Source organism: Maritalea sp. S77 (assembly GCF_049801075.1).
Taxonomy (GTDB): Bacteria; Pseudomonadota; Alphaproteobacteria; order Rhizobiales; family Devosiaceae; genus Maritalea.
Window position 1 is genome coordinate 35,513 of sequence record NZ_JBNAGG010000002.1, and the last position, 24,379, is coordinate 59,891.

General features: G+C 52.8%; 23 protein-coding genes and 1 riboswitch. Of the genes, 11 read left to right on the forward strand and 12 right to left on the reverse strand.

Annotated elements, in window-relative coordinates; genetic code table 11:
- The first annotated feature begins 11 nt into the window (after positions 1 to 11).
- The 4 genes from ACP15Y_RS07860 to ACP15Y_RS07875 all read left to right on the forward strand — a co-directional run bounded on the left by ACP15Y_RS07860 (position 12) and on the right by ACP15Y_RS07875 (position 4,826).
- Positions 12 to 1,376 carry a glutamine synthetase family protein gene (locus ACP15Y_RS07860; protein ID WP_424982507.1) on the forward strand — a complete coding sequence of 455 codons (1,365 nt, stop codon included), beginning with the start codon at positions 12 to 14 and terminating at the stop codon, positions 1,374 to 1,376.
- Between the two features lie 3 nt (positions 1,377 to 1,379).
- Entirely contained in the window at positions 1,380 to 2,762 is a 1,383-nt protein-coding gene (locus ACP15Y_RS07865) for an aldehyde dehydrogenase family protein (RefSeq protein WP_424982508.1), read from the forward strand.
- A gap of 3 nt (positions 2,763 to 2,765) precedes the next feature.
- Positions 2,766 to 3,911, forward strand: a complete 1,146-nt coding sequence (locus tag ACP15Y_RS07870) for an iron-containing alcohol dehydrogenase (RefSeq protein ID WP_424982509.1) — start codon at positions 2,766 to 2,768, stop codon at positions 3,909 to 3,911.
- 120 nt (positions 3,912 to 4,031) lie between these two features.
- The gene (locus ACP15Y_RS07875; protein WP_424982510.1) at positions 4,032 to 4,826 is read left to right on the forward strand and encodes a hypothetical protein; all 795 of its coding nucleotides are present in this window, start codon (positions 4,032 to 4,034) and stop codon (positions 4,824 to 4,826) included.
- Between the two features lie 41 nt (positions 4,827 to 4,867).
- Here the strand turns inward: ACP15Y_RS07875 and ACP15Y_RS07880 are convergent, their stop codons facing one another.
- From ACP15Y_RS07880 to ACP15Y_RS07915, 8 genes are all read right to left on the reverse strand, one after another.
- Entirely contained in the window at positions 4,868 to 5,728 is an 861-nt protein-coding gene (locus ACP15Y_RS07880) for an ABC transporter permease (RefSeq protein ID WP_424982511.1), read from the reverse strand.
- A 1-nt stretch (position 5,729) separates the two neighbouring features.
- A complete protein-coding gene (locus tag ACP15Y_RS07885) occupies positions 5,730 to 6,593 on the reverse strand; it encodes an ABC transporter permease (RefSeq protein ID WP_424982512.1) in 864 nt (287 codons plus the stop codon).
- 3 nt (positions 6,594 to 6,596) lie between these two features.
- A complete protein-coding gene (locus ACP15Y_RS07890; protein ID WP_424982513.1) occupies positions 6,597 to 7,736 on the reverse strand; it encodes an ABC transporter ATP-binding protein in 1,140 nt (379 codons plus the stop codon).
- A 74-nt stretch (positions 7,737 to 7,810) separates the two neighbouring features.
- The gene (locus ACP15Y_RS07895; RefSeq protein WP_424982514.1) at positions 7,811 to 8,878 is read right to left on the reverse strand and encodes an extracellular solute-binding protein; all 1,068 of its coding nucleotides are present in this window, start codon (positions 8,876 to 8,878) and stop codon (positions 7,811 to 7,813) included.
- 261 nt (positions 8,879 to 9,139) lie between these two features.
- Positions 9,140 to 11,089 (reverse strand): nitric oxide reductase activation protein NorD, encoded by a 1,950-nt coding sequence (locus tag ACP15Y_RS07900; RefSeq protein WP_424982515.1) that lies wholly within the window; start codon positions 11,087 to 11,089, stop codon positions 9,140 to 9,142.
- A gap of 4 nt (positions 11,090 to 11,093) precedes the next feature.
- Positions 11,094 to 11,909, reverse strand: a complete 816-nt coding sequence (locus tag ACP15Y_RS07905; protein WP_424982516.1) for a CbbQ/NirQ/NorQ/GpvN family protein — start codon at positions 11,907 to 11,909, stop codon at positions 11,094 to 11,096.
- A 5-nt stretch (positions 11,910 to 11,914) separates the two neighbouring features.
- Positions 11,915 to 13,294 (reverse strand): cbb3-type cytochrome c oxidase subunit I, encoded by a 1,380-nt coding sequence (locus tag ACP15Y_RS07910; RefSeq protein ID WP_424982517.1) that lies wholly within the window; start codon positions 13,292 to 13,294, stop codon positions 11,915 to 11,917.
- A 13-nt stretch (positions 13,295 to 13,307) separates the two neighbouring features.
- Entirely contained in the window at positions 13,308 to 13,760 is a 453-nt protein-coding gene (locus ACP15Y_RS07915) for a c-type cytochrome (protein WP_133571797.1), read from the reverse strand.
- Between the two features lie 124 nt (positions 13,761 to 13,884).
- Between ACP15Y_RS07915 and ACP15Y_RS07920 the strand changes: the two genes are divergently transcribed.
- Both ACP15Y_RS07920 and ACP15Y_RS07925 read left to right on the forward strand, forming a co-directional pair.
- Positions 13,885 to 14,112, forward strand: a complete 228-nt coding sequence (locus tag ACP15Y_RS07920; RefSeq protein WP_424982518.1) for a hypothetical protein — start codon at positions 13,885 to 13,887, stop codon at positions 14,110 to 14,112.
- 206 nt (positions 14,113 to 14,318) lie between these two features.
- Positions 14,319 to 16,574 carry a methyl-accepting chemotaxis protein gene (locus ACP15Y_RS07925; RefSeq protein ID WP_424982519.1) on the forward strand — a complete coding sequence of 752 codons (2,256 nt, stop codon included), beginning with the start codon at positions 14,319 to 14,321 and terminating at the stop codon, positions 16,572 to 16,574.
- A gap of 61 nt (positions 16,575 to 16,635) precedes the next feature.
- On the opposite strand, the gene ACP15Y_RS07930 is transcribed toward ACP15Y_RS07925, so the two are convergent.
- The 4 genes from ACP15Y_RS07930 to sigJ all read right to left on the reverse strand — a co-directional run bounded on the left by ACP15Y_RS07930 (position 16,636) and on the right by sigJ (position 20,166).
- Positions 16,636 to 16,746: a DUF2474 domain-containing protein gene (locus ACP15Y_RS07930; protein ID WP_424982520.1), complete on the reverse strand. Its 111-nt coding sequence runs from the start codon at positions 16,744 to 16,746 to the stop codon at positions 16,636 to 16,638.
- Positions 16,746 to 17,747: a cytochrome d ubiquinol oxidase subunit II gene (gene cydB, locus ACP15Y_RS07935; RefSeq protein ID WP_424982521.1), complete on the reverse strand. Its 1,002-nt coding sequence runs from the start codon at positions 17,745 to 17,747 to the stop codon at positions 16,746 to 16,748. The genes ACP15Y_RS07930 and cydB overlap by 1 nt, the downstream gene beginning before the upstream one ends.
- A 1-nt stretch (position 17,748) precedes the next feature.
- On the reverse strand, positions 17,749 to 19,167 hold the full coding sequence (locus ACP15Y_RS07940; RefSeq protein ID WP_424982522.1) for a cytochrome ubiquinol oxidase subunit I: 1,419 nt from the start codon (positions 19,165 to 19,167) through the stop codon (positions 17,749 to 17,751).
- Positions 19,168 to 19,284: 117 nt separating this feature from the next.
- Positions 19,285 to 20,166: an RNA polymerase sigma factor SigJ gene (gene sigJ, locus ACP15Y_RS07945; protein WP_424982523.1), complete on the reverse strand. Its 882-nt coding sequence runs from the start codon at positions 20,164 to 20,166 to the stop codon at positions 19,285 to 19,287.
- Positions 20,167 to 20,276: 110 nt separating this feature from the next.
- Here sigJ and ACP15Y_RS07950 point away from each other — a divergent pair, with 110 nt between their 5' ends.
- The 5 genes from ACP15Y_RS07950 to thiS all read left to right on the forward strand — a co-directional run bounded on the left by ACP15Y_RS07950 (position 20,277) and on the right by thiS (position 24,378).
- Complete coding sequence (locus ACP15Y_RS07950) at positions 20,277 to 20,666, forward strand: hypothetical protein (protein WP_424982524.1); 390 nt, start codon at positions 20,277 to 20,279, stop codon at positions 20,664 to 20,666.
- Positions 20,659 to 21,195, forward strand: coding sequence for a hypothetical protein (locus ACP15Y_RS07955; protein WP_424982525.1), 537 nt, complete (start codon positions 20,659 to 20,661; stop codon positions 21,193 to 21,195). Before ACP15Y_RS07950 ends, ACP15Y_RS07955 begins: the two co-directional genes overlap by 8 nt.
- A 26-nt stretch (positions 21,196 to 21,221) precedes the next feature.
- Positions 21,222 to 21,344, forward strand: a riboswitch (TPP riboswitch).
- A 102-nt stretch (positions 21,345 to 21,446) separates the two neighbouring features.
- Positions 21,447 to 23,246 (forward strand): phosphomethylpyrimidine synthase ThiC, encoded by a 1,800-nt coding sequence (gene thiC / locus ACP15Y_RS07960; protein ID WP_424982526.1) that lies wholly within the window; start codon positions 21,447 to 21,449, stop codon positions 23,244 to 23,246.
- The gene (locus ACP15Y_RS07965) at positions 23,243 to 24,193 is read left to right on the forward strand and encodes an FAD-dependent oxidoreductase (protein WP_424982527.1); all 951 of its coding nucleotides are present in this window, start codon (positions 23,243 to 23,245) and stop codon (positions 24,191 to 24,193) included. Before thiC ends, ACP15Y_RS07965 begins: the two co-directional genes overlap by 4 nt.
- Complete coding sequence (gene thiS, locus ACP15Y_RS07970) at positions 24,181 to 24,378, forward strand: sulfur carrier protein ThiS (RefSeq protein WP_424982528.1); 198 nt, start codon at positions 24,181 to 24,183, stop codon at positions 24,376 to 24,378. The genes ACP15Y_RS07965 and thiS overlap by 13 nt, the downstream gene beginning before the upstream one ends.
- Position 24,379: the final 1 nt, after the last annotated feature.

Genomic DNA, 24,379 nt, shown 5'->3' on the forward strand with positions numbered 1-24,379 from the left:
GGACCAGAAATATGCCGGGTAATTTATCATTTGAAAGACTGAAAGAACTGGTCAAAAACGGTGAAGTGGACACCGTTATCGCAGCGCTGCCCGACATGCAGGGGCGGTTAATGGGCAAGCGGTTTCACGCAGTTCATTTTGTTGAAAGCGCATGGGAAGAAACCCATTGCTGCAACTATCTTTTGGCAACTGATTTAGAAATGCACACAGTGGAAGGCTATAAGGCCACGAGCTGGCAATCTGGTTATGGCGATTATGTTATGCAGCCGGATATGACCACCTTGCGCCTCGTGCCTTGGCTAGAGGGCACAGCGATGGTGTTGTGTGATGTGCTCGATCACCATACCCATGACGAAATTCCCCATTCGCCGCGGGCGGTGCTGAAAAAGCAGATCGCCCGGTTGAAAGAGTTGGGCTTTGAAGCCATGACGGCGACCGAGCTGGAGTTCTTTATTTTTGAAAAGAGCTATGATGAGGTGCGCAAATCCGGCTTTACCGAACTGGAGCCGATCAGCGGCTATAATGAAGATTATCATATCCTACAAACCACTAAAGAAGAGTCGGTGATGCGCCCCTTGCGCAACCATCTCTATGCGGCGGGTATCCCGATTGAAAACTCAAAAGGGGAAGCCGAAGCGGGGCAGGAAGAATTGAACATTCGCTATGGCGCGGCGCTGGATTGTGCCGATGATCATACTGTCGCCAAACATGCGGCCAAGGAAATTGGCTGGCAGCAGGGGCGGGCGGTGAGCTTTTTGCCCAAATGGCATCATGACCGTGTGGGCAGCTCTTCTCACGTGCACCAGTCGCTTTGGAAAGATGGCAGCAATGCCTTTTTTGACCCGAATGCGGATTTGGGCATGTCTGAGCTGATGCGCAATTATATGGCCGGGCTGATCAAATATGCCCCGGACTACTCCTATTTTCTGGCGCCTTATATCAACAGCTATAAGCGCTTCCAAAAAGGCACTTTTGCCCCGACCAAAACTGTGTGGTCGGTCGACAACCGCACGGCGGGTTTCCGGCTTTGTGGTGATGGCTCCAAGGCCATCCGGGTGGAATGTCGCATTGGCGGATCGGACTTGAACCCTTATCTCGCCGTGGCGGCACAATTGGCTGCAGGCATTAAGGGCATCGAAGAGAAAATGGAGCTTGCACCGCAAACATCTGGCGATGTCTATGAGGCGCAAAAGGCTGATGAAATTCCGCAGACCTTGCGGGCGGCAATGGTGACGTTGGACAAGTCCGACATGTTGCGCGCGGCGTTTGGTGATGCGGTGGTTGACCATTATGTGCGTGCCGCAGAATGGGAACAGGAAGAATTTGATCGGGTGGTGACGGATTATGAAATCGCCCGTGGGTTTGAAAGAGCGTAATAAATGACCAATAAAGTGACATGTATCTCGCCGATTGACGGGTCGGTTTATGCCGAACGTCCTGTGTTGAGCGAAACTGATGCGAAGGCGGCTGTGGCCAAGGCGGCGGAGGCGCAAAAGGCCTGGGCCAAGCGCCCATTGGACGAGCGCATTGCACTGGTGCGCGCGGGCATCGCCAAAGTGGGCGAGATGAATGACCAGATCGTAGAAGAACTGGCGTGGCAAATGGGCCGCCCGGTGCGCTTTGGCGGTGAGTTTGGCGGCTTTGAAGAGCGTGGCCTGCATATGGCCAATATCGCCGAAAAGGCGTTGGCCCCGATTGAGATTGAAGAGAGTAGTCAGTTCTCGCGCTATATTGAGCGCATCCCGCACGGGGTCGTGCTGGTCGTGGCGCCGTGGAACTATCCATATATGACAGCCATTAACTCGGTGGCGCCTGCTTTGATCGCAGGCAACAGCGTGATGCTGAAACATGCCTCGCAAACTTTGCTGGTGGGCGAGCGTTTGGCAGAAGCTTTCCATGCGGCTGGCGTGCCGGAAGAGGTGTTCCAGAATATGTTTTTGGATCATGACACGACGTCTGCTCTGATCGCGGCAGGTTCCTTCGGCTTTGTGAATTTCACAGGTTCCGTTGGCGGTGGCCAAGCGATGGAAAAAGCGGCGGCAGGCACGTTCACGGGCGTGGGCACTGAATTGGGCGGTAAAGATCCTGGCTATGTAATGGAAGATGCAGACGTTGACGCGGCCGTTGCCACATTGATCGATGGCGCCATGTTCAATTCTGGCCAGTGCTGTTGCGGCATTGAGCGGATTTATGTGGCGGAGAGCCTTTTCGATGAATTTGTCGAAAAGTCTGTGAAGCTGGTGTCGAGCTACAAGTTGGGCAACCCGCTCGACAGCGCGACGACCATTGGACCGATGGCGCATAAGCGCTTTGCCGAAGAAGTGCGGGCGCAAACCAACGAAGCCATTGCGGCAGGGGCCAAGCCGTTGATTGATCCGGCACTGTTCCCGGAAGATGATGGCGGTGCTTATCTGATGCCGCAAATTCTGGTGAATGTGGATCATTCCATGCGGGTGATGCGCGACGAGAGCTTTGGGCCGGTTGTGGGCATCATGAAGGTCAAGGATGATGCGGAAGCCATCAAGCTGATGAATGACAGCGAGTTTGGCCTGACCGCAGCGCTTTGGACCAAAGATATTGAGCGGGCCAAACGCATTGGCGACCAGATTGAAACCGGCACCGTGTTTATGAACCGGGCCGATTATCTGGACCCGGCCTTGTGCTGGACCGGCTGCAAAAACACCGGACGCGGCGGTGGCCTTTCCGAGATCGGCTATCACAATCTGACCCGTCCGAAATCCTATCATTTGAAGAAAGCCTAGAGTATGAATTTAGTTGGCAATTGGAATTATCCAACACCGATCCGGTTCGGGGCCGGGCGTATTGTTGAAATCGCGGATGCTTGTGCAGCGGCAGGCATTAAAAAGCCTTTGCTGGTGAGCGATAAGGGCTTGGCCAATCTGGAGATCACCACCAAAACACTCGACCTGCTGGACAAGGCTGGGCTTGGCCGCGCCATGTTTTCCGAAGTTGATCCCAACCCGAACGAGATGAATCTTGAGGCAGGCCTGACGCAATATCGCGAAGGTGGCCATGATGGGGTGATCGCCTTTGGTGGCGGCTCAGCGCTGGATTTGGGCAAAGTAATTGCCTTTATGGCGGGTCAAACGCGCCCGATTTGGGACTTTGAGGATATTGGCGACTGGTGGACCCGCGCCGATGCGGATGCGATCGCGCCGATTGTGGCGGTGCCAACAACAGCGGGTACCGGCTCTGAAGTGGGCCGTGCTTCCGTGATCACCAATTCGGTGACCCATGAGAAGAAGATCATCTTCCATCCGAAAATTCTGCCTGCGATGGTGATTTGTGACCCGGAATTGAGCGTCGGTATGCCGCCCTTTATCACGGCGGGCACGGGCATGGATGCGTTTGCACACTGTCTTGAGGCGTTCTGCTCGCCGCATTATCACCCGATGAGCCAAGGCATAGCGCTTGAAGGGCTGCGGTTGGTGAAAGAGAATTTGCCAAAGGCCTATAAGGACGGGGCTGACATTGAAGCGCGCGCGCACATGATGTCCGCTGCGGCGATGGGGTCAACGGCGTTTCAAAAGGGCTTGGGCGCTATTCATGCGCTGTCGCACCCGATTGGTGCGGTGCACAACACCCACCATGGCACCACCAATGCGGTGGTGATGCAGCCTGTGCTGCAATTTAATCGCCCGGCGGTGGAAGAACGGTTGGCTATGGCCGCGAGTTATCTGGGCATATCAGGCGGGTTTGATGGGTTTTACGCCTATGTTGGCGACCTGAATGCCGAATTGGGTATCCCGAAAAATCTCACTGAATTGGGTGTTGAAAATCCTGATTTGGACAAGCTGACCATGTCGGCATTGCAAGACCCGAGCACGGGCGGCAACCCAATTGAGATGACTTATGAGAATACGCTGGATTTGTTGAAATCTTGCTTCTGACCCTCAGTCGTTCCCTGTAGACGACGACTTGGCCGGCCGCTTTGCGGTCGGCCGTTTTTTGTGATTTTTGGCAAATTCTCCAGCACGTGGCATCATTCCTCCGTTTTTAGGGAGGATAAAATGCAAAAATCATACTCGGAACGGCAGGTTGATCATCTGTTAGCACTCATCAATGATGTGGATAGCGCACATGATTTAGTTTGCCAGCTTGGCTTGCAGGAAAAGAAAAATGCAATGGCGACAGCTGAGAAGCTTCTTGCCGCGCGCGAAGAAGATGGTGCGATTTGGTCGATGACGCAAATTGAAGAGGTGCGCGCCGCGCATCCTAAATTCTTCAGCGTTGCATTTGACGAAGCGCGTCATCCATTCTTTATGAATGTTTCGTCGACGATTTCAGTTGTGCGGGGAATGCCATCAGCGATCACATTTGGTGTTTTCTTTGAAATCAAATGGGCGAAATGGCCCAAAAAATGGGGCGATGTGCGCTCGCATTTCGCATTAGAAGTGTTTTTCAAACAACGGGAATTGCAAGATCGGTTAGATCGGGCGGAGCGTGAAATTAAAAACGCGGAATCGCATTTAAAAGACGCGAAGAAAAATCATCCAAACGATCCGGACCATCGAGATGTCACTGATGCGAGATATGCCGTTGGCGCAGCGAAAGAACGCAAGAAAGCAATTGAACGAGAAGTTGATCAGTTGAATGGAGCTATGGCGAAAAGTGATCACGTCAAAGCATGGAAAATCGTGAAAGCAAACATCAAGGCCAAGCTGAGAAAATTACGCCGCGAACTGAAAGGCGTAACTGGCGATACTGATAAAGACAAAGCGAAACGTGCTGAACTCAACAAGGCTATCGCTGGGCATGAAGCGGAAATTGCGAATGCTGAAGAGGACGTCGAAAAGATCAAATAGAATAAAAAGGCTGGCCGAGGGGCCAGCCTTTTTATGTCTGTTTAGTTTGACTTTTCGCGCCCTTGAAAAAGCAGGCTCGCGAGGCCGAGCAGCGCCGAGACAACGATCAATAGCAGCGAAACCGCGTTGAGTACTGGGGTTGAACCCAGCTTGAGGCGGTCAAACATGTTGATGGTGAGTGGCGCGTCTGAGCCGACCAGCATTAAGGTGGTGTTGAAGTTTTCAAAGCTCATCAGAATGGCCACGACCGCTGCGCCCGCGATGGCAGGGAACAAGAAGGGCAGTGTGATCTGACGGATCGCACCCATGCGCGTTGCGCCTAGATTGAGTGCTGCTTCTTCTAATGAACGGTCGAACTTTTCCAGCCGTGCCGAAATCACCAGCGTGGCAAAAGTTGCGATGAAGCTGAACTGGCCGAGGATCACGAGCGGCAAGCCCGGACGCAATCCGTCGAACCATAAGCCTGTGGCGTTTTCCAAATTGTTGGCTACGGCGTTGGAGAACACCAAAATCGAAATGCCCAATATGATGCCCGGAATGATCAGGGGCAGCAGCATCAAGATATAGAAGAATTCTTTGAACTTGAAATCGTGCCGCACAAACAAAAAGGCGTTCGTGGTGCCTACAACAATAGAGAGTAGGGAGACCCAGAATGCCACAAACATTGAGGTGCCGATGGAGCGCAAAATTGAGCGATCGTTGAATACGCCGATATAGGGCGCCTCATCACCAAAGAACCAGTCCCAAGTGAACCCTTCCCAGGGGAGAGAAGGGAAAACGCTATCATTGAAGGCCATCAAGCATACCACGGTTAGGGGCAGGGCAAGATAGACGAAAAACAGCGTTACATAGGCGCGGTAGGTCCATTTAAAGGTGTTGGATTGGGGAAGTGTTCTGATCATTTTACCGCCCCACAGTGTTGGTGAGAGATTGGCCAGAAAGTTTTAGGCCCGCCCACACGATGGTTGATGATAGGATCAAGAGCAAGAAGCCAAAGGCGGAGCCCAATTCCCAGTTAAACCGCGTGATAAACTGATCATAAATCAGACCTGTGAACCACAAACTATCTTTGCCGCCTAGAAGGATTGGGGTGAGATAGTTGCCGAGCGAGAGCATAAACACCACGATACAACCGGACACAATGCCGGGCATGGCGTGGGGGATAATGATCTCGCGCAACACGGTGATGCCGTTGCCGCCTAGATCATATCCGGCTTCGATCAAGCTGTCGTCCAAGCTGTCCAACGTGGTGACCAGTGGCACCACCATGAACAGCATTGAAGTGTAGACCAAGCCGATCATGATTGCGGCGTCATTATACAAAAACTCAATCGGCTCGGAAACAATGCCGAAATATTGCAGAGCAGAGGAAAAGACGCCTGTTTCACGCAGCAAGATCATCCAGCCAAAAGTGCGCACCAGCTCGCTGACCCAGAACGGAATCAAGCACATCAGAAACAAGGTGGTTTTGGTGCGGCCGCGGGTGAGTTTGGCGATGTAATAGGCAACGGGAAAGCCGATGAGTAGCGTCAGCAATGTTGCTGAAATGGACATGAAGGCTGTGCGGGCGAAGGTGTTCCAATAGAGCGGCTCGGTGAAAAACACCATATAGTTGCCAAGTCCGGTCACATATTCGCGTACGCCAGTTTTGACGCTGATGGAAACGAGGAACATGAATATGTGCGGAATGATGATCAGCAGGGCCAACCACAGCACAAAGGGGGTGAACAGCAGCAACAGGCTAAGACGAGATTGGGCGCTGTTCATCGCTTAACCCTCCGTCTGGTAGCAGCGTGTTTGCGCCGCTTCCCAGCCAATATAGACCTTGTCGCCTTTGGCGAGGTCGCGGAATTGGCCTGTTTGCGGAATGGCGACATTTAACTCGCCGCCAGATTTTTCTTCCCGCAGCAAAATGTGGCTGTTGGCGCCGTTGAACAAGATGTTTTCAATGATGCCCTGATTGAGGTTTTCAACCTTGTCGAGCTCGTTGGCCTCTGTTGCCAAGCGGATCGATTCTGGCCGTACAAACACTTTGGCCTGATCACCTTGCTTAAGATTGCCTGAGGCGTCTTGGCCTTTAATCTGCAAGCCTTCCGGACTGACAAGCGTGGCCGCATCGCCATTGATGGCTTCGACCTTTGCGGTGAAGCTGTTTGCCTCGCCTACAAATCCGGCAACAAAGGCGGTTTTAGGCTCGTGATAAAGCTCACGCGCGGCGCCCACTTGCTCGAACTGACCATGGTTCATCACTGCGATCTTGTCGCTCATCACTAGCGCTTCTGATTGGTCGTGGGTGATGTAAACGAAGGTGGTGCCAAATTCTGATTGGAGCTTTTTCAGCTCAATTTTCATGTGCTCGCGCAGCTTTAGATCAAGCGCGCCGAGCGGTTCGTCGAGCAGCAGCACATCGGGTTCAAGAACCATGCAGCGGGCAATTGCCACGCGCTGTTTCTGGCCGCCTGAAAGCTGGTTGATGTGGCGTGAGCCAACGCCGGGAAGGCCCACACGTTCCAAAACGGTTTCTACCCGCTTTGCAATATCTTCACGCGGTACGCCGCGCTGGCGCAAGCCGAAGCCCACATTGGCTGCAATGTCCATCATGGGGAACAGCGCCAGATGTTGGAACACCATGGAAACGGGGCGCTTGTTTGGCGGCACGCCGATCATGGATTTGCCTTTGATCAGCAAGTCACCGCTGGTTGGGGTTTGAAACCCGGCAATCATGCGCAAAAGGGTGGTTTTGCCGCAACCTGATGGCCCCAAAATGGAGAAAAATGTGCCGGTGGGCACATTAAAACTTACATTATTGACGGCGGTAAACTGGTCAAAATTTTTGGTGATGTCGCGACATTCCAAATCGAACGCGGCGGCTGTAGATGGGGTTGCTGCTGAGGCAGTTGGCTGGCTCATTAAAGGCTCCGGCGATATGCAAAAGAGGCGCGAATAACGCGCCTCTCTCTTTACAATTGAAGTGCAAGCAAAGCTTAGTTTGCTGCTTTTACACGATCAAGTACAGCGCCTTCGAGAGTTTCAAGGTTCGCTGGTACTGTTGGGTACCACTTGATGTTGTCGATTGCTGCTTGTGGGAAGCTGGCTTGGTAACGTGCTTTCAAAGCTTCGTCTACACCAGCGTCACCGCCTTGAGATGCGGTGAAGTTACCCGCTGATGTTGTGATCATCGCCGCGATTTCAGGCTGCATGACGAAGTTGATCCAAGCATAAGCAGCTTCATCAGCACGGCCACGCTTAGGCAATACGAAAGTATCGATCCAGCCCAAAGCACCGGCTTCTGGCGCCACGAATGTGATGTCTGCATTGTCTTCATTCAAAGACCAACCGCCTGTATCCCAAGCCATTGACGCAACAACTTCGCCTGAGCGGAGCAAGTTTTTGATTTCGTCGCCACCATCCCAATATGTTTTCACATTTGGCTTACATTCGATGAGTTTGGCTTCAACTTTAGACAAGATGTCTTTGTAGGCTTCTTCGTCATTATAAGCTGCGAATGGATCAAGGCCCATTGAGAAGGCAAAACCGATCAATGTTGGGCGCTTCAAGCGGTAAGACACTTTGCCAGCAACGGACGCGTCGCAAAGGTCAAGATAGTCTTTCACGTCGCCAGCTTCAGCAGTGTTCACCACCAAGCCAGATGTGCCCCAAACGTGTGGAACGCCGTAAACTTCGTCGTTGTAAGTTGTGTTGCCTTTGGTGGCTTCCAACATAGACGGGATGAACAAGCTCTCGTCGATTTTTGACAAATCGATTGGCTTATAAATGTCAAATTCTGCCTGTGCGCCTGCAATGCGGTCTTGGCTTGGCTGCGCCAAATCAAAGCCGCCGCCATTTGTGGCGCGCAGTTTAGCAACCATTTCTTCGTTGTTTGATTTGGTCACTTCAACAGTGTGGCCAGTTTCTTTTTCAAACATTTCGATTACGTTTTCAGGTGCGTAGCCGCCCCATGTCAACAAGCGCAATGTTTCCGCTTGGGCAGAAGTTGCGTCCATAACGCCTGCAGCGAGCAGTGCGATGCCTGATGTCAGAATCTTTTTCATGATTTCTCTCCACTTGAATTAAGCACAACGCGGACCGGTTCCCCCAATTGCGTGCGCCCTTATTATTATCGCGCCGAGGTTGAGCGATGGTGTGACACCTATTCAACTACCTTAGCACTTTTGTGACAGTTTGAAGATATTCATTCAGTTTGTTGCATGCTGTCAAGAAATTATCAATTTTGTCACATTTGACTGGATGGAAAAAATTGAAATCGTTTTAGATCTTGCGCAATTGAAGGGAGCAAAAAGCCCCGTAAATACTTAGCCAATCACCAACTGCCGATAGATTTGTGGCAGGGCTTGGGTTAGTTTTTCAGGCTGTGGAATAATTGAAAAACGACCAGGTCCGAACATACGGGCAAACCAACTTTGGCCTTTTGCATCGATGGTGATGCCATAAACAGCGTGGCCCAAACGGCGGGCTTCGTTGATGGCCATACGCGTATCTTCAATGCCGTGGCGGCCTTCATAATGGTCAAGATCGTTCGGTTTGCCATCGGTGATCACCAGCAGCAGGCGCTTGTTGTTGGCTTGCTTGGCCAAATCTACCGAGCTGTGGCGAATGGCGGCACCTAAGCGCGTGTAAAAACCGGGATTGAGTGCGCCGATTTTTTGCTCAACCTGAGCGGACATTTTATCATTAAAATCTTTGCACTTAGTGATGTAGACCCGATCTCGCTTAAGTGATGAAAAGGCGTTGATCGCGAAATTATCACCACAGGCGTCTAACCCCCAAGCGAGTGCAGCGAGTGCTTCTCGTTCGACTTCGATTACCGAGCGGTCGCCCACAGCGCTTTCGGTGGAGCGGGATACATCCAGCAAGATCGAGACAGCAAGGTCGCGCGCTTCGGGGCGCGATTGCCGCCAGATATTATCGTTGCTTTCACCACAGGCACGCAAATCTGCCTGGGCGCGCACAGCGGCGTCCATATCCAACTCTTCGCCTTCGCGTTGGGCAGGGATGTTCACCCGACCGGGACGCAGGGCTTCAAACTGGCGTTTCACTGCGTTGATGCGGCGGGCGGACTGAGCATCGGCGCGGAAAGAGGGAATGTCGTCCTTGATTTCGCCTTTGCTTTCGAAAACCTGACAATGGTCAGGGAGGTAGGCGTTGGTGCGGGTGTCCCACTCGGGATACAGCACTTTGCCTGCAAGGCGTTCGCGGTCCACATCCTCGGGAGCCAAATCCAAATGTAGTTTCAGCCTTGTGGCGGGGGCTTTGGAGATTTGGCCTAGGCCGATCTCATCCTGATCGTCAGCCGCCTTTTTCGCATCATCATTGTCGTCATCGTCAATGCGGCGATTGAGGTTCATAAATTCTGCCCAGGACAGAATGGCCTCAAACTTATGCAGGATCAGGCTGTCCTTGCGCTCGGCCTGATCGGATTTGCGTCGCCGGGCGCGGAACAGGCCCTTCTTGTTCACTTCCTTGGTGCGCTCTGCGTCCATGGTCGCAACGTCAGATGGGGCGCTGAACAGGAGGTCGCGGTTTTCGCACCACATGGGCACCGGGGCAAAAGGGCAATAATTATTGGGGGCGACCAGGCCGTCAAAGTCGCCAGACCGGATATGGTTTTGCAGCAGTTGGGCCTGTACACCAAGAGGCGATTTATCGCCTAGCGCTTGTTGGATTAATTCTTCCACTGCTGCTTCAAAGCGCGGCAATTTATGGTTTGGGCGAAGATAGAGGCTTATGGTTGCAAGTTCAGTTTGAAGTCCAGCTAGGCCCGGGCACTCTTCAATGACTTGCTGTGTGATTTCGCCCGCACGTTTGATCGTCAGCAGATCGGCAATCAGTGGGTCGTCTTGTGGTTCAAAAGCTTCGGCAAAGGCCGCGCTTGCGGTCAACCAGACATAGAGCGCAGCATTTGCATTTTGATCGGGGAAGAGCGCCAGCTTTTCGGGCAGGCGCAGCACTTCCCCATCAAAGGAGGCGCGGGCAATGGCCAATTGCTCATGCCCCAGCTTTTGTCGAAAGGACAAGCGCTGATGGCTAACTTCGGCTGCCACCGGGCGGATGTCGACACTATGATGCCCGCCTAAACCTCTAAAGAACACAGCCAGGCGTTTTGATAGGTCGCCCAACTCCACCGTTGCCTCTTCAAATTGAACGGGCGCGGCGGCTTGTGCGGCGAAATCATGCCAGATTTTGCCGATGGTTTCTTCTGGTTCCCAAGGCTCAATATGGCGGGGATCAAAGGTCTTGTTCATCATCTTATCCAATCACGGCGGTCACGAGGTCATTAAGGCCTAGTTTCACGTCATCATCGTCAGTCAAAGGCTCAATCATGGCAGATTGTACGGCCCGTTCCACAGGCATGCCTTTTTCAATCATGGTGGCGGCATAAACGATCAGGCGGGTGGAAATGCCTTCTTCCAAATCTTGACCCTTAAGGGCTCGCAACTTACCGGCCAGCCGAACCAGCAGTTCGGTGCGTGATTGAGTTAAGCCGCTTTCGCGCATAACAATCTCTACTTCCTGATCAAAGGCGGGGAAGCCAAACTCCATCGCGAGAAATCGCTGGCGGGTGGATGGCTTTAGGGTTTTCAGAATGTTCTGATAGCCCGGATTGTAAGAGGCCACGAGCATAAAGCCGGGTGCCGCTTCCAGTTCCTCACCAGTGCGATCGATGGGCAGAATGCGCCGATCATCGGTGAGCGGGTGCAGCACCACGGTCACGTCTTTACGGGCTTCTACCACTTCGTCGAGATAGCAGATTGCACCTTCCCGCACGGCGCGGGTGAGAGGACCGTCTACCCAGACGGTTTCACCGCCTTTGAGCAAATAGCGCCCAATCAAATCGGCGGCCGACAGATCGTCATGGCAGGCGACGGTATAGAGCTTTTTGCCAAGTTTCGCAGCCATGTGGGACACGAAACGGGTTTTGCCGCAGCCTGTTGGCCCTTTCAAAAGTAACGGCAGGTTGTTGGCATAGGCAGCTTCAAACAGAGCGCATTCGTCTGCTTGTGGCAGGTAGAACGGGGTTTGTACCCCGTCCTTTCTATTAGTGTTTTCGAATGTTCTATCCATGGCGCTTACTCCGCAGGTGCTGTTGCATCAGCGACTTGTTTGCCCGGTTGGATGATCTCCTTTTTCGGTACAAAGATCGCATAAAGGAACAGCAACACGCCAAGCACAACAGCAACGCCAGCACCGAAACGCATCCACATAAATAAGCTCAGATCGTCCTGAACGCTCATATAGTCTTCGCCGCGCACCCGTTGCAGGTGGGTTTGCACTGTGCCAGCGAAGGTGAGCACGAAGGTCATGAACACCATGCCGCCAGACATGAGCCAGAAAGAGGCCATGTTGAGCACCTGATTGTAAGGATCACGGTTGCGCAGGATTGGCATTGCGTAGGTCATGATCGCCAAGCTGAGGGCTACATAGGCGCCGAAGAAGGCCAAGTGACCGTGCGCTGCGGTGATTTGGGTGCCGTGGGTGTAATAGTTCACCCCGTGCAATGTGTGGAGGAAGCCCCACACGCCAGCGCCGAAGAAGGCGAGGGTGGCACAGCCCAAGGACCAGAGCAAAGCTGCTTTGTTGGGGTGATCGCGGCGTCCTTTCCACACCATGACAAAGGCAAAAGCCATCATGCCGAAGAAGGGAACCACTTCGAGTGAAGAGAAGATGGAGCCGATCCACTGCCAATAGCCGGGTGTGCCGATCCAATAATAGTGGTGACCTGTGCCCAAAATGCCGGAAAACAAAGCTGTGGCGACGATGACGTAGAGCCATTTTTCCACGATCTCCCGGTCAACGCCGGTGAGCTTCAGCATCAGATAGGCGAGGATTGACGCCATGATCAATTCCCAAACGCCTTCCACCCAAAGGTGCACGACATACCACCAATATTGCTTATCCAACGCCAAGTTTTCTGGATTGACGAAGGCGAAAAGGAACAGCAAAGCCAAGCCCCAGAGGCCCACGATCAAGATGTTGGAGATGGCTGTTTTGCGGCCTTTAAGCACGGTCATCGAGATGTTGTACAAAAAGATCAGTGCGGCAGCGACGATGCCCAGTTTGACCCAGCCGGGTTGCTCTAGGAATTCGCGGCCATCTTTGCCGAGCAGCCAGTTGCCTTCAAAAATATTGAACACATAGGTGATAACCACGCCGACGGTGCCCAGCACCAAAATGGCCAATTGAATATAGGCCAGAAGCGGCGAATGGATTTCGCGTTCTGCTTCTTCCGGCACGAGAAAATAAGCAGCGCCGAAGAAGCTGGTGATGAGCCACACAATCAAGCTGTTGGTGTGTAGCATGCGGATGATGTTGAAGGGCAAAATGTCCGACAGAAAATTGGGAATAACATAAACCAAGCCCGCCAGCAGACCGCCCGTCACCTGCACGGCGAATAGGATCAGCGCGAAGGTGAAATACGCAAATGCGATTTTTTGAGTTTCAAATTTCATTGTTCAGCCCTTTCTAACCGGCATCGTTGGGCGGCCAGCCCTGAGTGTCGATTGTGCCTGTCCAGAGCAGAAAGTCTGTCAGGTGCTTTAATTCTTCATCGGTCAAATTGAATTGCGGCATTTGGCGACGGCCTTCGATGCCTGTGGGTTGAGCTTCCATCCAGCCTTTGAACACTTCAAAGGCGGTTTCAGGATCTTCCTGTACACCCCAGCGCCGCATCACATTGCCGAGTTCCGGCGCGAAGTAAGCGCCTTCACCCAAAATCGAGTGGCAGTTGATGCAGGCTTTAACTTCCCAAATGCGTTTGCCCTTGGCCACGCTTTCATTCAGCCCTGCATGGTCAGTTGAAACATTTTGGATATACCAATGAGAGTGGGCAGAAAGACCCACAAATATCAGGATGAAGAACAGCGACCCGCCATAAAAAATATTGCGTGCTGCGTTCTTCGTGAGAACTTCCCGCATGCTTACCTCCTTTTAGAAACGTGCAGATGGAGGCAAATTAGCGATTCACTCGATTTCTTCTTTGCGTCTGCGCAAAGAAGCGGAAGGTTGCCCTTGGCTATGTTGGAGAAAAAAGGAGATCTCTATGGACGGCCAAATTTCAAAAATCGATCCGCTTGCATTTGTGCTTTACCCCTTTGTGTGGGGCGCGGTAGCGATCAATTTGTTTATGCTGAGTTTGGGGTGGCAAATTGTCGGCTTGTCGGTGCTGTCGCCTTATCAAGCCATGTTGTTTGCATTGCCTTTTGCTGTGCCCGCCACTTGGCTTTGCACAAAATGGGTGCGCGGGTTAATCGCGGAGGCCGAAAAATAGACGATTTTTCTGGTGTGTTATGCCTGATTTGCAGGTGTCACTTTGTTTAATTTTTAAAAATGTTAATTATTTCAATCTGTTATTTAACAAAATTAGAGATTCTGAATTTAGTAAAAAAATTTTGATGGATAGGCCTATCTTTTAACCATCCTTAACCAGTCGCCGCGATATTGGGCACATTATATTTATCTAAGGATATCAAAAAAATGTTTGCGAATTTGGGGATAAGAGCCCGCATAATTGGCGGTTTCGGTGCTATTGTTGCGTTTCTTGTTGTGGTGAGTGTGGCTGGCTTTTTTGGCTTGCAAACGCTCTCGAGTGTAACAGAACGCTACCAGCACACCATTTCACAGGCTGGTGAGATTAGCGATTATCTTGCTGACTATAATCAAATGGTTTTGTCACTGCAGAAATATTCTGCGGCCCCTACTGCAGAGCAAGCGCAAGATGCGCGGATTTGGATTGATGATGTGGCAACGAACGACCCTGATGGTGTCGCGAAGTTTGCTGACTTCCCAATTGCAATGGAAGAGATCAAGAAAATCGAAGTGTCTGCAGCAAATTTGCGCGACACTTTTGATACGATCATCATCTTAGAAGAACAACGCGCTGGCATTGCCACTGAACTTGCCGCGGCAAAAGGCAATTTGGCGACTGCACAAATCGATTTGTTGGATAAGGTGGATCTGGTGTTTACCCCATCAACCGCCGCTGCTGTTGGCCGCGCTGCCAATGAAACCAGCCAGGTTCAAATGCTGGGTTACCAATATTTCCAGACGCCGACGAACGAGCAATATGCCCAGTTTGAAACCAAGGCAGCAGCTACTGTTCAGCAGTTCGACAAGCTTGTAAAAGCCGATCGTTCTGGTCGCTTGGGCGATCAGCTGATCGCGGTGCGCGATAGCCTTTCAGCCTATTCAGATTTGGTATCACAAAGCCATGACTTGATCATGTCCATTGGTGAGCTTTCACAGCAGGATATGCAGATTTATGCGCAAGAACTGGCAGTAAGCTATGAGCAGCTTACCGGTGCGGTGCGTGCCAACCAAGATGCGCTTGGCCCGGTTGCACAGGCAACAGCACAGAATGCGACGATCATTGTTTTGGCCGTTGGCGTTTTGGCCACGCTTTTGGGCGCCGTTCTGGCGTTCGCCACGGGCAATTGGTTGACCCGCACCATTTCGAACATGTCTGCCAATATGGAACGTTTGGCCAAAGGCGAATTCGATGTGGATTTGAGCAATGCGCCACAATCAAACGAACTTGGTTTGATGGCACGGGCGCTCGAAACCTTCCGGTCTAACGGCCTAGAAATGCGTCAGTTGGACGAAGAGAAAGAAAAAACACGCGCGCGTGAACGCAGCGAGCAAGAAGTGCGCAATGCGTTGCAAGACGAAGTGCGGCGGGTGGTTTCTGCTGCAGTGGCTGGTGACTTTTCTCAGCGTATTGAAGGCCATTTTGAGCACGAAGATCTCAACCAGTTGGCACAGTCCGTCAACTCTTTGGTGGCTACTGTTGAAGCTGGCCTTGATGAAACTGGCGAGGTGCTTTCAGCGTTGGCGCATACTGATTTGTCCAAGCGAGTTGACGGCCACTACGAAGGCGCGTTCGACAAGCTGAAAATGGACACCAACGCGGTTGCTGACAAATTGAGCGAAATCGTTGCGCGCCTGCGCACCACTTCTCGGGGCGTGAAGCAGGCCACTGGAGAAATTTTGGCCGGTGCGAATGATTTGAGCGAGCGGACCACTAAACAAGCGGCTACAATTGAAGAGACGTCAGCGGCGATTGAGCAATTGTCCAGCACGGTGATTGAAAACTCGCGTCGGGCGAATGATGCATCTTCTAAGTCACGTCATGTGCGTCAAGAAGCGCAATCTGGTGGCGAAGTGATGACCGAAGCGACCAGCGCGATGGAACAGATCAAGGCCTCTTCAAGCAAGATTTCAAACATCATTGGCATGATTGACGACATCGCTTTCCAAACCAATTTGCTGGCGCTGAATGCTTCTGTAGAAGCGGCCCGTGCTGGTGAAGCGGGTAAGGGCTTTGCTGTGGTTGCGGTTGAAGTGCGGCGGTTGGCGCAATCGGCTGCCGAGGCCTCCAATGAGGTGAAGGTGCTGATTGAGCAAAGTGCATCTGAAGTTGAGAATGGTTCATCATTGGTTGCATCTGCAGCGGAACGTTTGCAGCATATGTTGGATGCGGTGAAGGAAAATGACGTGCTGATTGAGGGCATTGCCCAAGACAGCAAAGAGCAAGCTTCTGCTATCGAAGAGGTGAATATCGCGGTGCGTGATATGGACACCATGACCCAGCACAACGCGGCGTTGGTGGAAGAAACAAACGCAGCGATTGAGCAAACTGAAGCGCAAGCGAGCGAGTTGGACCGCATTGTCGATGTGTTCAAAACCGAACGCACCGTATCTGAGCGTGATCTAGACGAAGGTTTTGCTGCCTAAGCAGCTTTAGCCATGCAAATCAAAGGCCGTGCGGACCAATGTCTGCACGGCCTTTTTCGTTTTAGGTAATGAACAGGCGAATAATGTACGCGACCACGCCGAGCGCAAGGACGCTAGCGACCCAGATCAGCGAAAACCATCCCAAGCGTTTTATCAGTGATTTTTCTGCCATTAGTGATAGCCCGCATCAGGATCGGTTTTGCCGCGGAACACCCAATAGGCATAGGCGGTGTATCCCAAGATCAACGGGATCAGCACGATGGTGCCAACCAGCGTAAACCACAGGCTGCTTTCAGGCGCGGCAGCTTGCCAAATGGTGAGGCTTGGCGGCACCATATGTGGATAAAAAGATATGCCAAGGCCGACAAAGCTGAGCACGAACAAAGATAGTGCCGCCAAGAATGGCGTCGCTTCTTTCTCTGCTTTTAGGCTGGTGAACAGCATAAAGGCGGCGAGAGCGACAAGAGCGGGCACAAATATTGAATAAAGGCTGCCCGGGAAGTTGAACCAACGCTCGAAGTAAACACTGTCTTGGAACGGTGTGAGCAGGCTTACCACGCCAATAAAGCCCAATGTGGCGATGCCAAGTTTCCAAGCATAATTGCGCATTTGTGCCTGCAAGTCATGCTCGGTTTTCAGAATGAGAAAGGTTGCTCCGAGCAAGGCATAGCCGGCGATCAACGCGAAACCAGTGAGGATGGAGAATGGTGTGAGCCAATCCCACCAGCCGCCAGCATAGGCACGGTTTTCCATTTCAATGCCTTGCACCAATGCGCCGAGCGCGATGCCCTGCATGAAGGTGGCAATGAACGATCCGCCAAAGAAAGCGACGTCCCAAACCTTTTTCCAGCGTTTGGTGCGCCAGCGATATTCAAATGCAACGCCCCGGAAAATCAAGGCGATAAGCATAAGAATGATGGGCATATATAGCGCGGGCATCACCACTGCATAGGCGAGGGGGAATACGGCGAATAGGCCGCCGCCGCCAAGCACCAACCATGTTTCATTTCCATCCCACACGGGAGCGATGGAATTCATCATCACATCTTGGTCTTTTTCTGATTTGCCGAATGGAAAAAGGATGCCGATGCCGAGGTCAAAGCCATCGAGCACCACATAAACCAGTACGGCAAATGCGATGATGCCTGCCCAGATAAATGCAAGATCAAACATGTTATGCCTCCTCTATCGGGGCTTTGAAATTATCTTTCTGCTCTGGTCCGGGCGTGGTGCCCGCGGCGCGCAGTGGACCTTTTTCAAGTTCATGTGGCTCCTTGCCGGGGCGTTTGCCCATCAGCCGCAGCAAATAGAATGTGCCTGCGCCGAACACGAAGAAATAGACCACAATGAAAATCAGCAAGGATGTGCCAACAGCAGGCGCTGAAACGGGTGCGAGGCTTTCGGACGTGCGCATCAGGCCATAGACGGTGAAGGGTTGGCGGCCGACCTCGGTGGTGATCCACCCCGCGAGCACGGCGACAAAACCCATTGGGCCCATCAAAAGGGCCGCGCGGTGCAGCCATGGATCTGTGTAAAGTTTGCGGCGCTTGCGTTGCAGCAAAGCCCAAAAGCCCAAACCGAGCATGGCAAAACCAAGTCCCACCATCACTCTAAAGCTCCAGAAAACAATGGCAACTGGCGGTTCGTCTTCATCGGGAATAGTGTCCAGCCCGGGCAATGGCGCATTAAGATCGCGTTTGAGGATCAAGCTGGAGAGTTTTGGGATTTCGATGGCATAATCGATGCGCTTTTCATCTGGGTTGGGAATGCCAAACAAGATTAAAGGCGCCCCATCTTCGTGGCTGTCATAATGGCCCTCCATGGCCATTACCTTTTGCGGCTGATGCTCAAGCGTGTTCAGGCCATGTTCGTCACCCGCCAAAATTTGCAATGGGGTGACGGCCACTAGCATCCACATGGCCATGGAGAACATGCGACGCGTCGCGAGATTTTCCTTTTTGCGCAGCAGATGCCATGCGCCCGCAGCACCAACCACCAAAGCGGTGGTGAGATAAGCAGCCAGCACCATATGCACCAAGCGGTAGGGGAAGGAAGGGTTGAACACAATCTCCCACCAATTTTCTGGCACAAATTGGCCGACTTCATTTATGGAAAAACCTGCTGGCGTTTGCATCCATGAGTTGACCGATAAAATCCATGTGGCGGACATGAGCGTGCCGAAGGCGACCATGGCCGTGGCGAACATATGCAAGCCATTGCCCACCCGTTCCCGACCAAACAGCATGATGCCTAAAAAGCCAGCTTCCAAGAAGAAGGCGGAGAGCACTTCATAAGCCATAAGCGGCCCGATCACAGGGCCAGCGCGATCAGAAAAGACTGACCAGTTGGTGCCGAATTGATATGACATCACAATGCCGGACACGACGCCCATGCCGAAGGCGACGGCGAAGATTTTTTTCCAATAGTCGAAAAGCTGCAAATATTCCTTTTGCCCGGTTTTTAGCCAGATGGCGTTGAGCACGGCCAAATAGGAGGCAAGGCCAATGGAAAAGGCCGGAAAGATGATGTGAAAAGAAACAGTGAACGCGAATTGTATACGCGCCAAGATTTCTGCCGAGAAGCCGCCAAACATGGTGCACCTCTATGTTTTGCAAGGATGGCCTCAGCGTAGGTGGATAAGCAAAATGCCGCAAGCCGCTAAGTTGCCGCAGCGCGTTCTGACGCAGCGGGGAAAGGTCGCAATTGACCTTTAGTCAAACGCCAGATGGCTAAGCTTTTTAGGATTTCGCAGCATGTAAAATTCTGCGATTTTACCTTCTGAGGTCCAACTGAATGACCACACCTGTAAAGCTCCATCTTCATCGCGGATCAGGAGGCTGGGTGCACCATTTAACTGTATCAGCTTAATGTCATCCGGGCCGGGGCGACCAAATTTGTTGGCCACGCCGATAAAGAAGCGAGAGATTTTTTCGCGGCCATAAATGGGGCGCAAGGTTGCTGATTTGATTCCGCCGCCATCGGTCACCAAAATCGCATCTTCAGCGATGAAATTGACAAAGCTGTCCAAGTCGCCCGTTTGCAATGTGTTCAGGAATGACGCGACAGGAGGCTCATTTGTGGGCATGGGCAGGGTTTCATTGCCATCCGTACGCACTTTTTGACGGGCGCGCGACGCCAATTTGCGACATGAGGCTTCGGTACGGTCCAATGTTTTGGCGATTTGATCAAATGGCAAGTCAAACACGTCATGAAGTAGAAAAGCTGCGCGTTCGGAAGCGGTGAGTTTTTCTAAAGTGGCCATCAGGGCGAAGGAAATATCGTCAGCTTTTTGCGCAATATCATCGGGAGACTCAGCGCTTTCTGTTAGCAATGGCTCGGGCAACCATGAGCCGACATAGCTGGTGCGTTTGGTTTTGGCCGACCGGAGATGGTCTAGCGAAAGGCGCGTGACAATTGTTGTGAGGAAAGCCTGCGGATTGTCGATTGTTTTGAGATCGGCATTGGACCAACGCACAAAACTATCCTGCACCATATCTTCCGCATCAGCCACGGAACCAAGCATACGATAGGCCAAAGCAAACAAGCGTTTGCGCTCTTGTTCAAAAATATTCGTTCTGTCTCGGTCCTGCATCCGGCCCTCCTTTGCTACTGACTAGACGGTTGGGCTTTAAAAAATGTGACCGATCTTGGTCACATTTCCAAGTGCTGTTTCGTCTGGTCTTCAAAATGCAGGAGATAAAGATGACACGTATTATCCAATGGGTGCTTGTGGGCTGGTTTTTGATGCTCGCGGTCTGGATGTTTTTAAACCCAATGACTTGGTATCAAATTACCCCCGGAGTGAAAGAAATGGGGCCGTTCAATATGCATTTTGTGATGGATATTGGATTGGTGTTTTTCGCCAGCGCCGCGGCCATGGCGTATGGCCTGTTTCGACAAGATAAAACCGCGATTGTGTGCGGGGCGTTTTGGCCCGTTTTACATGCGATTTTTCATATTTTCATTTGGTTTCAACGCGGTGTGCCGTTCGACCTGATTGCGTTCAGCAATCTGTTTGGCATTCAACTGCCCGCCTGGACCGCGCTGTTTCTCGCTTTCAAACATCCAACACGGAGTGCTCAATATGCTTAAATCCATTTTACATGGCAGCACCAGCAAATTTGAAGATCAATATGGCTATGATGGCGGCTATATGCACCAGATTATCAACGCCTCAAATGGCGCCGGGCTGCGGCTTGGGCTGTTGCCATTGCTCAGCCAATATCGCGGCCCGAAAGAAGCGAAAGATATTTGGGCCGGGGCGGCGCTTGCCTCCACCATGGATGGCGATTGCGGTTCCTGCGCGCAATTGATTGTCGATCAAGCGATTGAATTGGGCGTAAACTCGAAGGAGTTGGAAGCGTGTGCCATGGGCAATGCCCGCACCGATACGGACAGTGGCCTTGGGTTTTTGTTTGCGCAAAATGCTATTGTTGGTGGGCCAGATATATTGGATTTACGGGATGAAATCGTGCAGCGCTATGGCGAAGAGGCAGCTGTTGCTGCCAGTTTTGCCGCGGCGTGTGGGCGCGTTTATCCAGTGTTGAAACGGGCAACTGGCAATGTGGATGCTTGTGCGATTTTGCGTTTTGAACCCGCTGCGGAAAATGCACCCGCTTGACAGAAATTCAGAACAGCGCTACCCCAAAAGAACTGCAGGGGGGTCCCGCCTAGGGGACTGAGAGGCTGACAGAATAGCAATATTCGGTGACGCGACCCTTTGAACCTGACCCAGTTGATACTGGCGTAGGAAGCGAAAATTTGCGGCACCGAACAGGGGTCGTCTTTCTTTTGTTGAGGGGATAAGTCCCTTCGTTTCCAGCCATAATTCTTCTGGTGTCTTTTTGAGTTTAGAACTTAAGGAGCGCCAAAATGGATTTGCCTAATCCCAAGATTACCGAAGATCAATTGCCCGCATCTCGCAAAATTTATGTTGAGAGCGCACGCTTTGATGATGTGCGTGTGCCCATGCGCGAAATTTCTGTGCACCCGACAGCGGGCGAGCCGCCCTTGCCGGTTTATGACAGTTCGGGGCCATATACGGACCCGAATTTCACAGCGGATATTCAAGCCGGGCTGCCGCAAGTGAGGCGCAAATGGATTGAAACGCGGGGTGATGTGGAAGCATATGATGGACGCGACATTCAACCGGCTGACAATGGCTTTGTGGAAGGGGATCGGCTGACGCCTGAATTTCCGGTGAAGCCGCAGCCGTTGCGGGCGAAGGATGGCAAAGCGGTGACCCAGCTTGCCTATGCGCGGCAGGGCATTGTGACGCCGGAAATGGAATTTATTGCCATTCGCGAAAATCAGCTGCGCGAAGCGATCAAAGAGGAACGCGATGGCGAGGATTGGGGCGCAAACATCCCTGATTATGTGACCGCTGAATTTGTGCGGGATGAAGTGGCCGCTGGCCGCGCCATCATTCCGGCCAATATCAACCACCCCGAATGTGAGCCGATGATCATTGGCCGCAATTTTCTGGTGAAAATCAACGCCAATATGGGCACCTCTGCGGTTACCTCGTCGATGGAAGAAGAGGTGGATAAGATGGTCTGGGCGATCCGCTGGGGCGCGGATACGGTGATGGACCTCTCGACGGGCCGCAATATTCACAATACGCGGGAATGGATTATCCGCAATTCACCCGTGCCGATCGGTACGGTGCCGATTTATCAGGCGCTGGAGAAGGTGAATGGCATTGCCGAAGACCTCACGTGGGAAGTGTTCCGCGACACCTTGATCGAGCAGGCCGAGCAGGGGGTGGATTATTTCACCATCCATGCGGGCGTGCGCTTGCATATGGTGCCGATGACGGTGGAACGGGTGACCGGGATCGTTTCACGCGGCGGATCGATCATGGCCAAATGGTGCCTGCACCATCACAAAGAGAGTTTCCTCTATGAGCATTTTGACGAAATTTGCGACATTTGCCGCGCCTATGATGTGAGCTTTTCGCTGGGCGACGGGTTGCGGCCCGGCTCGATTGCGGATGCCAATGATGAGGCGCAGTTTGCCGAGTTGGAAACGCTGGGCGAATTGACCAAAATCGCCTGGGCGAAAGATTGTCAGGTGATGATTGAAGGGCCGGGCCATGTGGCCATGCACAAGATCAAGGAAAATATGGACAAGCAGCTGGAATGTTGCCACGAGGCGCCGTTCTATACGCTTGGGCCGCTGACCACCGATATTGCGCCGGGCTATGACCATATCACCTCTGGCATCGGCGCGGCGATGATCGGCTGGTTTGGCTGTGCGATGCTTTGCTATGTGACGCCAAAAGAGCATTTGGGCCTGCCCAATCGGGATGATGTAAAAACCGGCGTGATCACCTATAAGATTGCGGCGCATGCGGCGGATTTGGCCAAGGGGTTGCCCGGGGCGCAGCGGCGCGATGATGCGCTGAGCCGGGCGCGGTTTGAATTCCGGTGGGAAGATCAGTTCAACCTGTCGCTCGACCCGGATACGGCGCGCGATTTCCACGACCAGACCTTGCCGAAAGAGGCGCATAAGGTGGCGCATTTCTGCTCCATGTGCGGGCCGAAATTCTGCTCTATGCGGATCAGCCATGATATTCGCGCCGAGGCGCAGAAGGAAGGCATGGAAGCTATGGCGGAGAAATTCCGTGAAGGCGGCGATCTCTATATGCCGATCAAGGAGCCGGGCGAATGATCACGATTGCCGGGGCCGGGGTTGCCGGCCTTTGCGTCGCGCTGGAATTGGCGCGGCGCGGGCATCCGGTGACCGTTTTTGAACAGGGAGAAAGCCTTGAACTCAATCAGAGCTCGCATTTGGCCGGGGGCATGTTGGCCCCCTGGTGCGAAAAGGTGAGCGCGCCGGAAGATGTGGTACGGCTTGGTGCGGGGGCTGCCGATTGGTGGGCCAAGGTGACCGAGGTGCAGCGCTCAGGCACATTGGTGGTGGCCCCGCCGCGGGATCAAGCCGAATTGCGCCAGTTTGCCAGTCGCACCGAACAATATGAGCAGCTTGGGGACAACCGGATTGCTGATCTGGAGCCGGACCTTGCGGGCCGCTTCTCCAAGGCGTTGTTTTTCGATCAGGAATGTCATTTGGACCCGCGGCAGGCGCGGCAGGAACTGGTGCTGCAGATAGAAAAACTGGGCAGTGAAGTGCGGTTTGGTGAACCAGCGCCCGAGCAGGTGGATATTGATTGTCGCGGCGGCGCTGTAGATTTGCCGGAACTGCGCATGGTGCGGGGTGAAATGGTGATGCTGGAGTGTCCAGACGTTACGATCACCCGCACAGTGCGGCTGCTGCATCCGCGTATTCCGATCTATTTGGTGCCGCGTGGCAACGGCATTTACATGCTGGGGGCGACGATGGTGGAGAGCGCTTCATGGCGGGCGATCAGCTTGCGGTCCGCACTGGAATTGTTGGGCGCGGCCTTTGCGCTGCATCCCGGCTTTGGCGAAGCCAGCGTGATAGAAACCGGCGTCGGTCTGCGCCCGGCCTTTCCCGACAATCTGCCGCGCATCATCAAGCGGGACGACAAATATCATCTGAATGGATTTTACCGACATGGCTATTTGCTGGCGCCCGCGATGGCGCAGCAATTGGCCGATCAGTTTGAGCAGGAGCAAATGAAATGCGCATCCTAGTCAATGGCGAAGCGACAGAGGTCAGTGCGGCCAATATTGCGGCGGCGTTGGACGAATTGTCCTATGAAGGTGAGGCGCTGGCCACGGCGTTAAACGGTCAGTTTGTGGCGCGGGAGCAGCGGCAGGCAACTCCGTTGCAGGCGGGGGATCAGCTCGAAATCTTAGCCCCGATGCAGGGAGGCTGAT

What these genes read in the sequence shown, in the direction of transcription:
- ACP15Y_RS07860 (WP_424982507.1), top strand. Translation starts at nt 12, where the DNA reads ATGCCGGGTAATTTATCATTTGAAAGACTGAAAGAACTGGTCAAAAAC.
- ACP15Y_RS07865 (WP_424982508.1), top strand. Translation starts at nt 1,380, where the DNA reads ATGACCAATAAAGTGACATGTATCTCGCCGATTGACGGGTCGGTTTAT.
- ACP15Y_RS07870 (WP_424982509.1), top strand. Translation starts at nt 2,766, where the DNA reads ATGAATTTAGTTGGCAATTGGAATTATCCAACACCGATCCGGTTCGGG.
- ACP15Y_RS07875 (WP_424982510.1), top strand. Translation starts at nt 4,032, where the DNA reads ATGCAAAAATCATACTCGGAACGGCAGGTTGATCATCTGTTAGCACTC.
- ACP15Y_RS07880 (WP_424982511.1), bottom strand. Translation starts at nt 5,728, where the DNA reads ATGATCAGAACACTTCCCCAATCCAACACCTTTAAATGGACCTACCGC.
- ACP15Y_RS07885 (WP_424982512.1), bottom strand. Translation starts at nt 6,593, where the DNA reads ATGAACAGCGCCCAATCTCGTCTTAGCCTGTTGCTGCTGTTCACCCCC.
- ACP15Y_RS07890 (WP_424982513.1), bottom strand. Translation starts at nt 7,736, where the DNA reads ATGAGCCAGCCAACTGCCTCAGCAGCAACCCCATCTACAGCCGCCGCG.
- ACP15Y_RS07895 (WP_424982514.1), bottom strand. Translation starts at nt 8,878, where the DNA reads ATGAAAAAGATTCTGACATCAGGCATCGCACTGCTCGCTGCAGGCGTT.
- ACP15Y_RS07900 (WP_424982515.1), bottom strand. Translation starts at nt 11,089, where the DNA reads ATGAACAAGACCTTTGATCCCCGCCATATTGAGCCTTGGGAACCAGAA.
- ACP15Y_RS07905 (WP_424982516.1), bottom strand. Translation starts at nt 11,909, where the DNA reads ATGGATAGAACATTCGAAAACACTAATAGAAAGGACGGGGTACAAACC.
- ACP15Y_RS07910 (WP_424982517.1), bottom strand. Translation starts at nt 13,294, where the DNA reads ATGAAATTTGAAACTCAAAAAATCGCATTTGCGTATTTCACCTTCGCG.
- ACP15Y_RS07915 (WP_133571797.1), bottom strand. Translation starts at nt 13,760, where the DNA reads ATGCGGGAAGTTCTCACGAAGAACGCAGCACGCAATATTTTTTATGGC.
- ACP15Y_RS07920 (WP_424982518.1), top strand. Translation starts at nt 13,885, where the DNA reads ATGGACGGCCAAATTTCAAAAATCGATCCGCTTGCATTTGTGCTTTAC.
- ACP15Y_RS07925 (WP_424982519.1), top strand. Translation starts at nt 14,319, where the DNA reads ATGTTTGCGAATTTGGGGATAAGAGCCCGCATAATTGGCGGTTTCGGT.
- ACP15Y_RS07930 (WP_424982520.1), bottom strand. Translation starts at nt 16,746, where the DNA reads ATGGCAGAAAAATCACTGATAAAACGCTTGGGATGGTTTTCGCTGATC.
- cydB (WP_424982521.1), bottom strand. Translation starts at nt 17,747, where the DNA reads ATGTTTGATCTTGCATTTATCTGGGCAGGCATCATCGCATTTGCCGTA.
- ACP15Y_RS07940 (WP_424982522.1), bottom strand. Translation starts at nt 19,167, where the DNA reads ATGTTTGGCGGCTTCTCGGCAGAAATCTTGGCGCGTATACAATTCGCG.
- sigJ (WP_424982523.1), bottom strand. Translation starts at nt 20,166, where the DNA reads ATGCAGGACCGAGACAGAACGAATATTTTTGAACAAGAGCGCAAACGC.
- ACP15Y_RS07950 (WP_424982524.1), top strand. Translation starts at nt 20,277, where the DNA reads ATGACACGTATTATCCAATGGGTGCTTGTGGGCTGGTTTTTGATGCTC.
- ACP15Y_RS07955 (WP_424982525.1), top strand. Translation starts at nt 20,659, where the DNA reads ATGCTTAAATCCATTTTACATGGCAGCACCAGCAAATTTGAAGATCAA.
- thiC (WP_424982526.1), top strand. Translation starts at nt 21,447, where the DNA reads ATGGATTTGCCTAATCCCAAGATTACCGAAGATCAATTGCCCGCATCT.
- ACP15Y_RS07965 (WP_424982527.1), top strand. Translation starts at nt 23,243, where the DNA reads ATGATCACGATTGCCGGGGCCGGGGTTGCCGGCCTTTGCGTCGCGCTG.
- thiS (WP_424982528.1), top strand. Translation starts at nt 24,181, where the DNA reads ATGCGCATCCTAGTCAATGGCGAAGCGACAGAGGTCAGTGCGGCCAAT.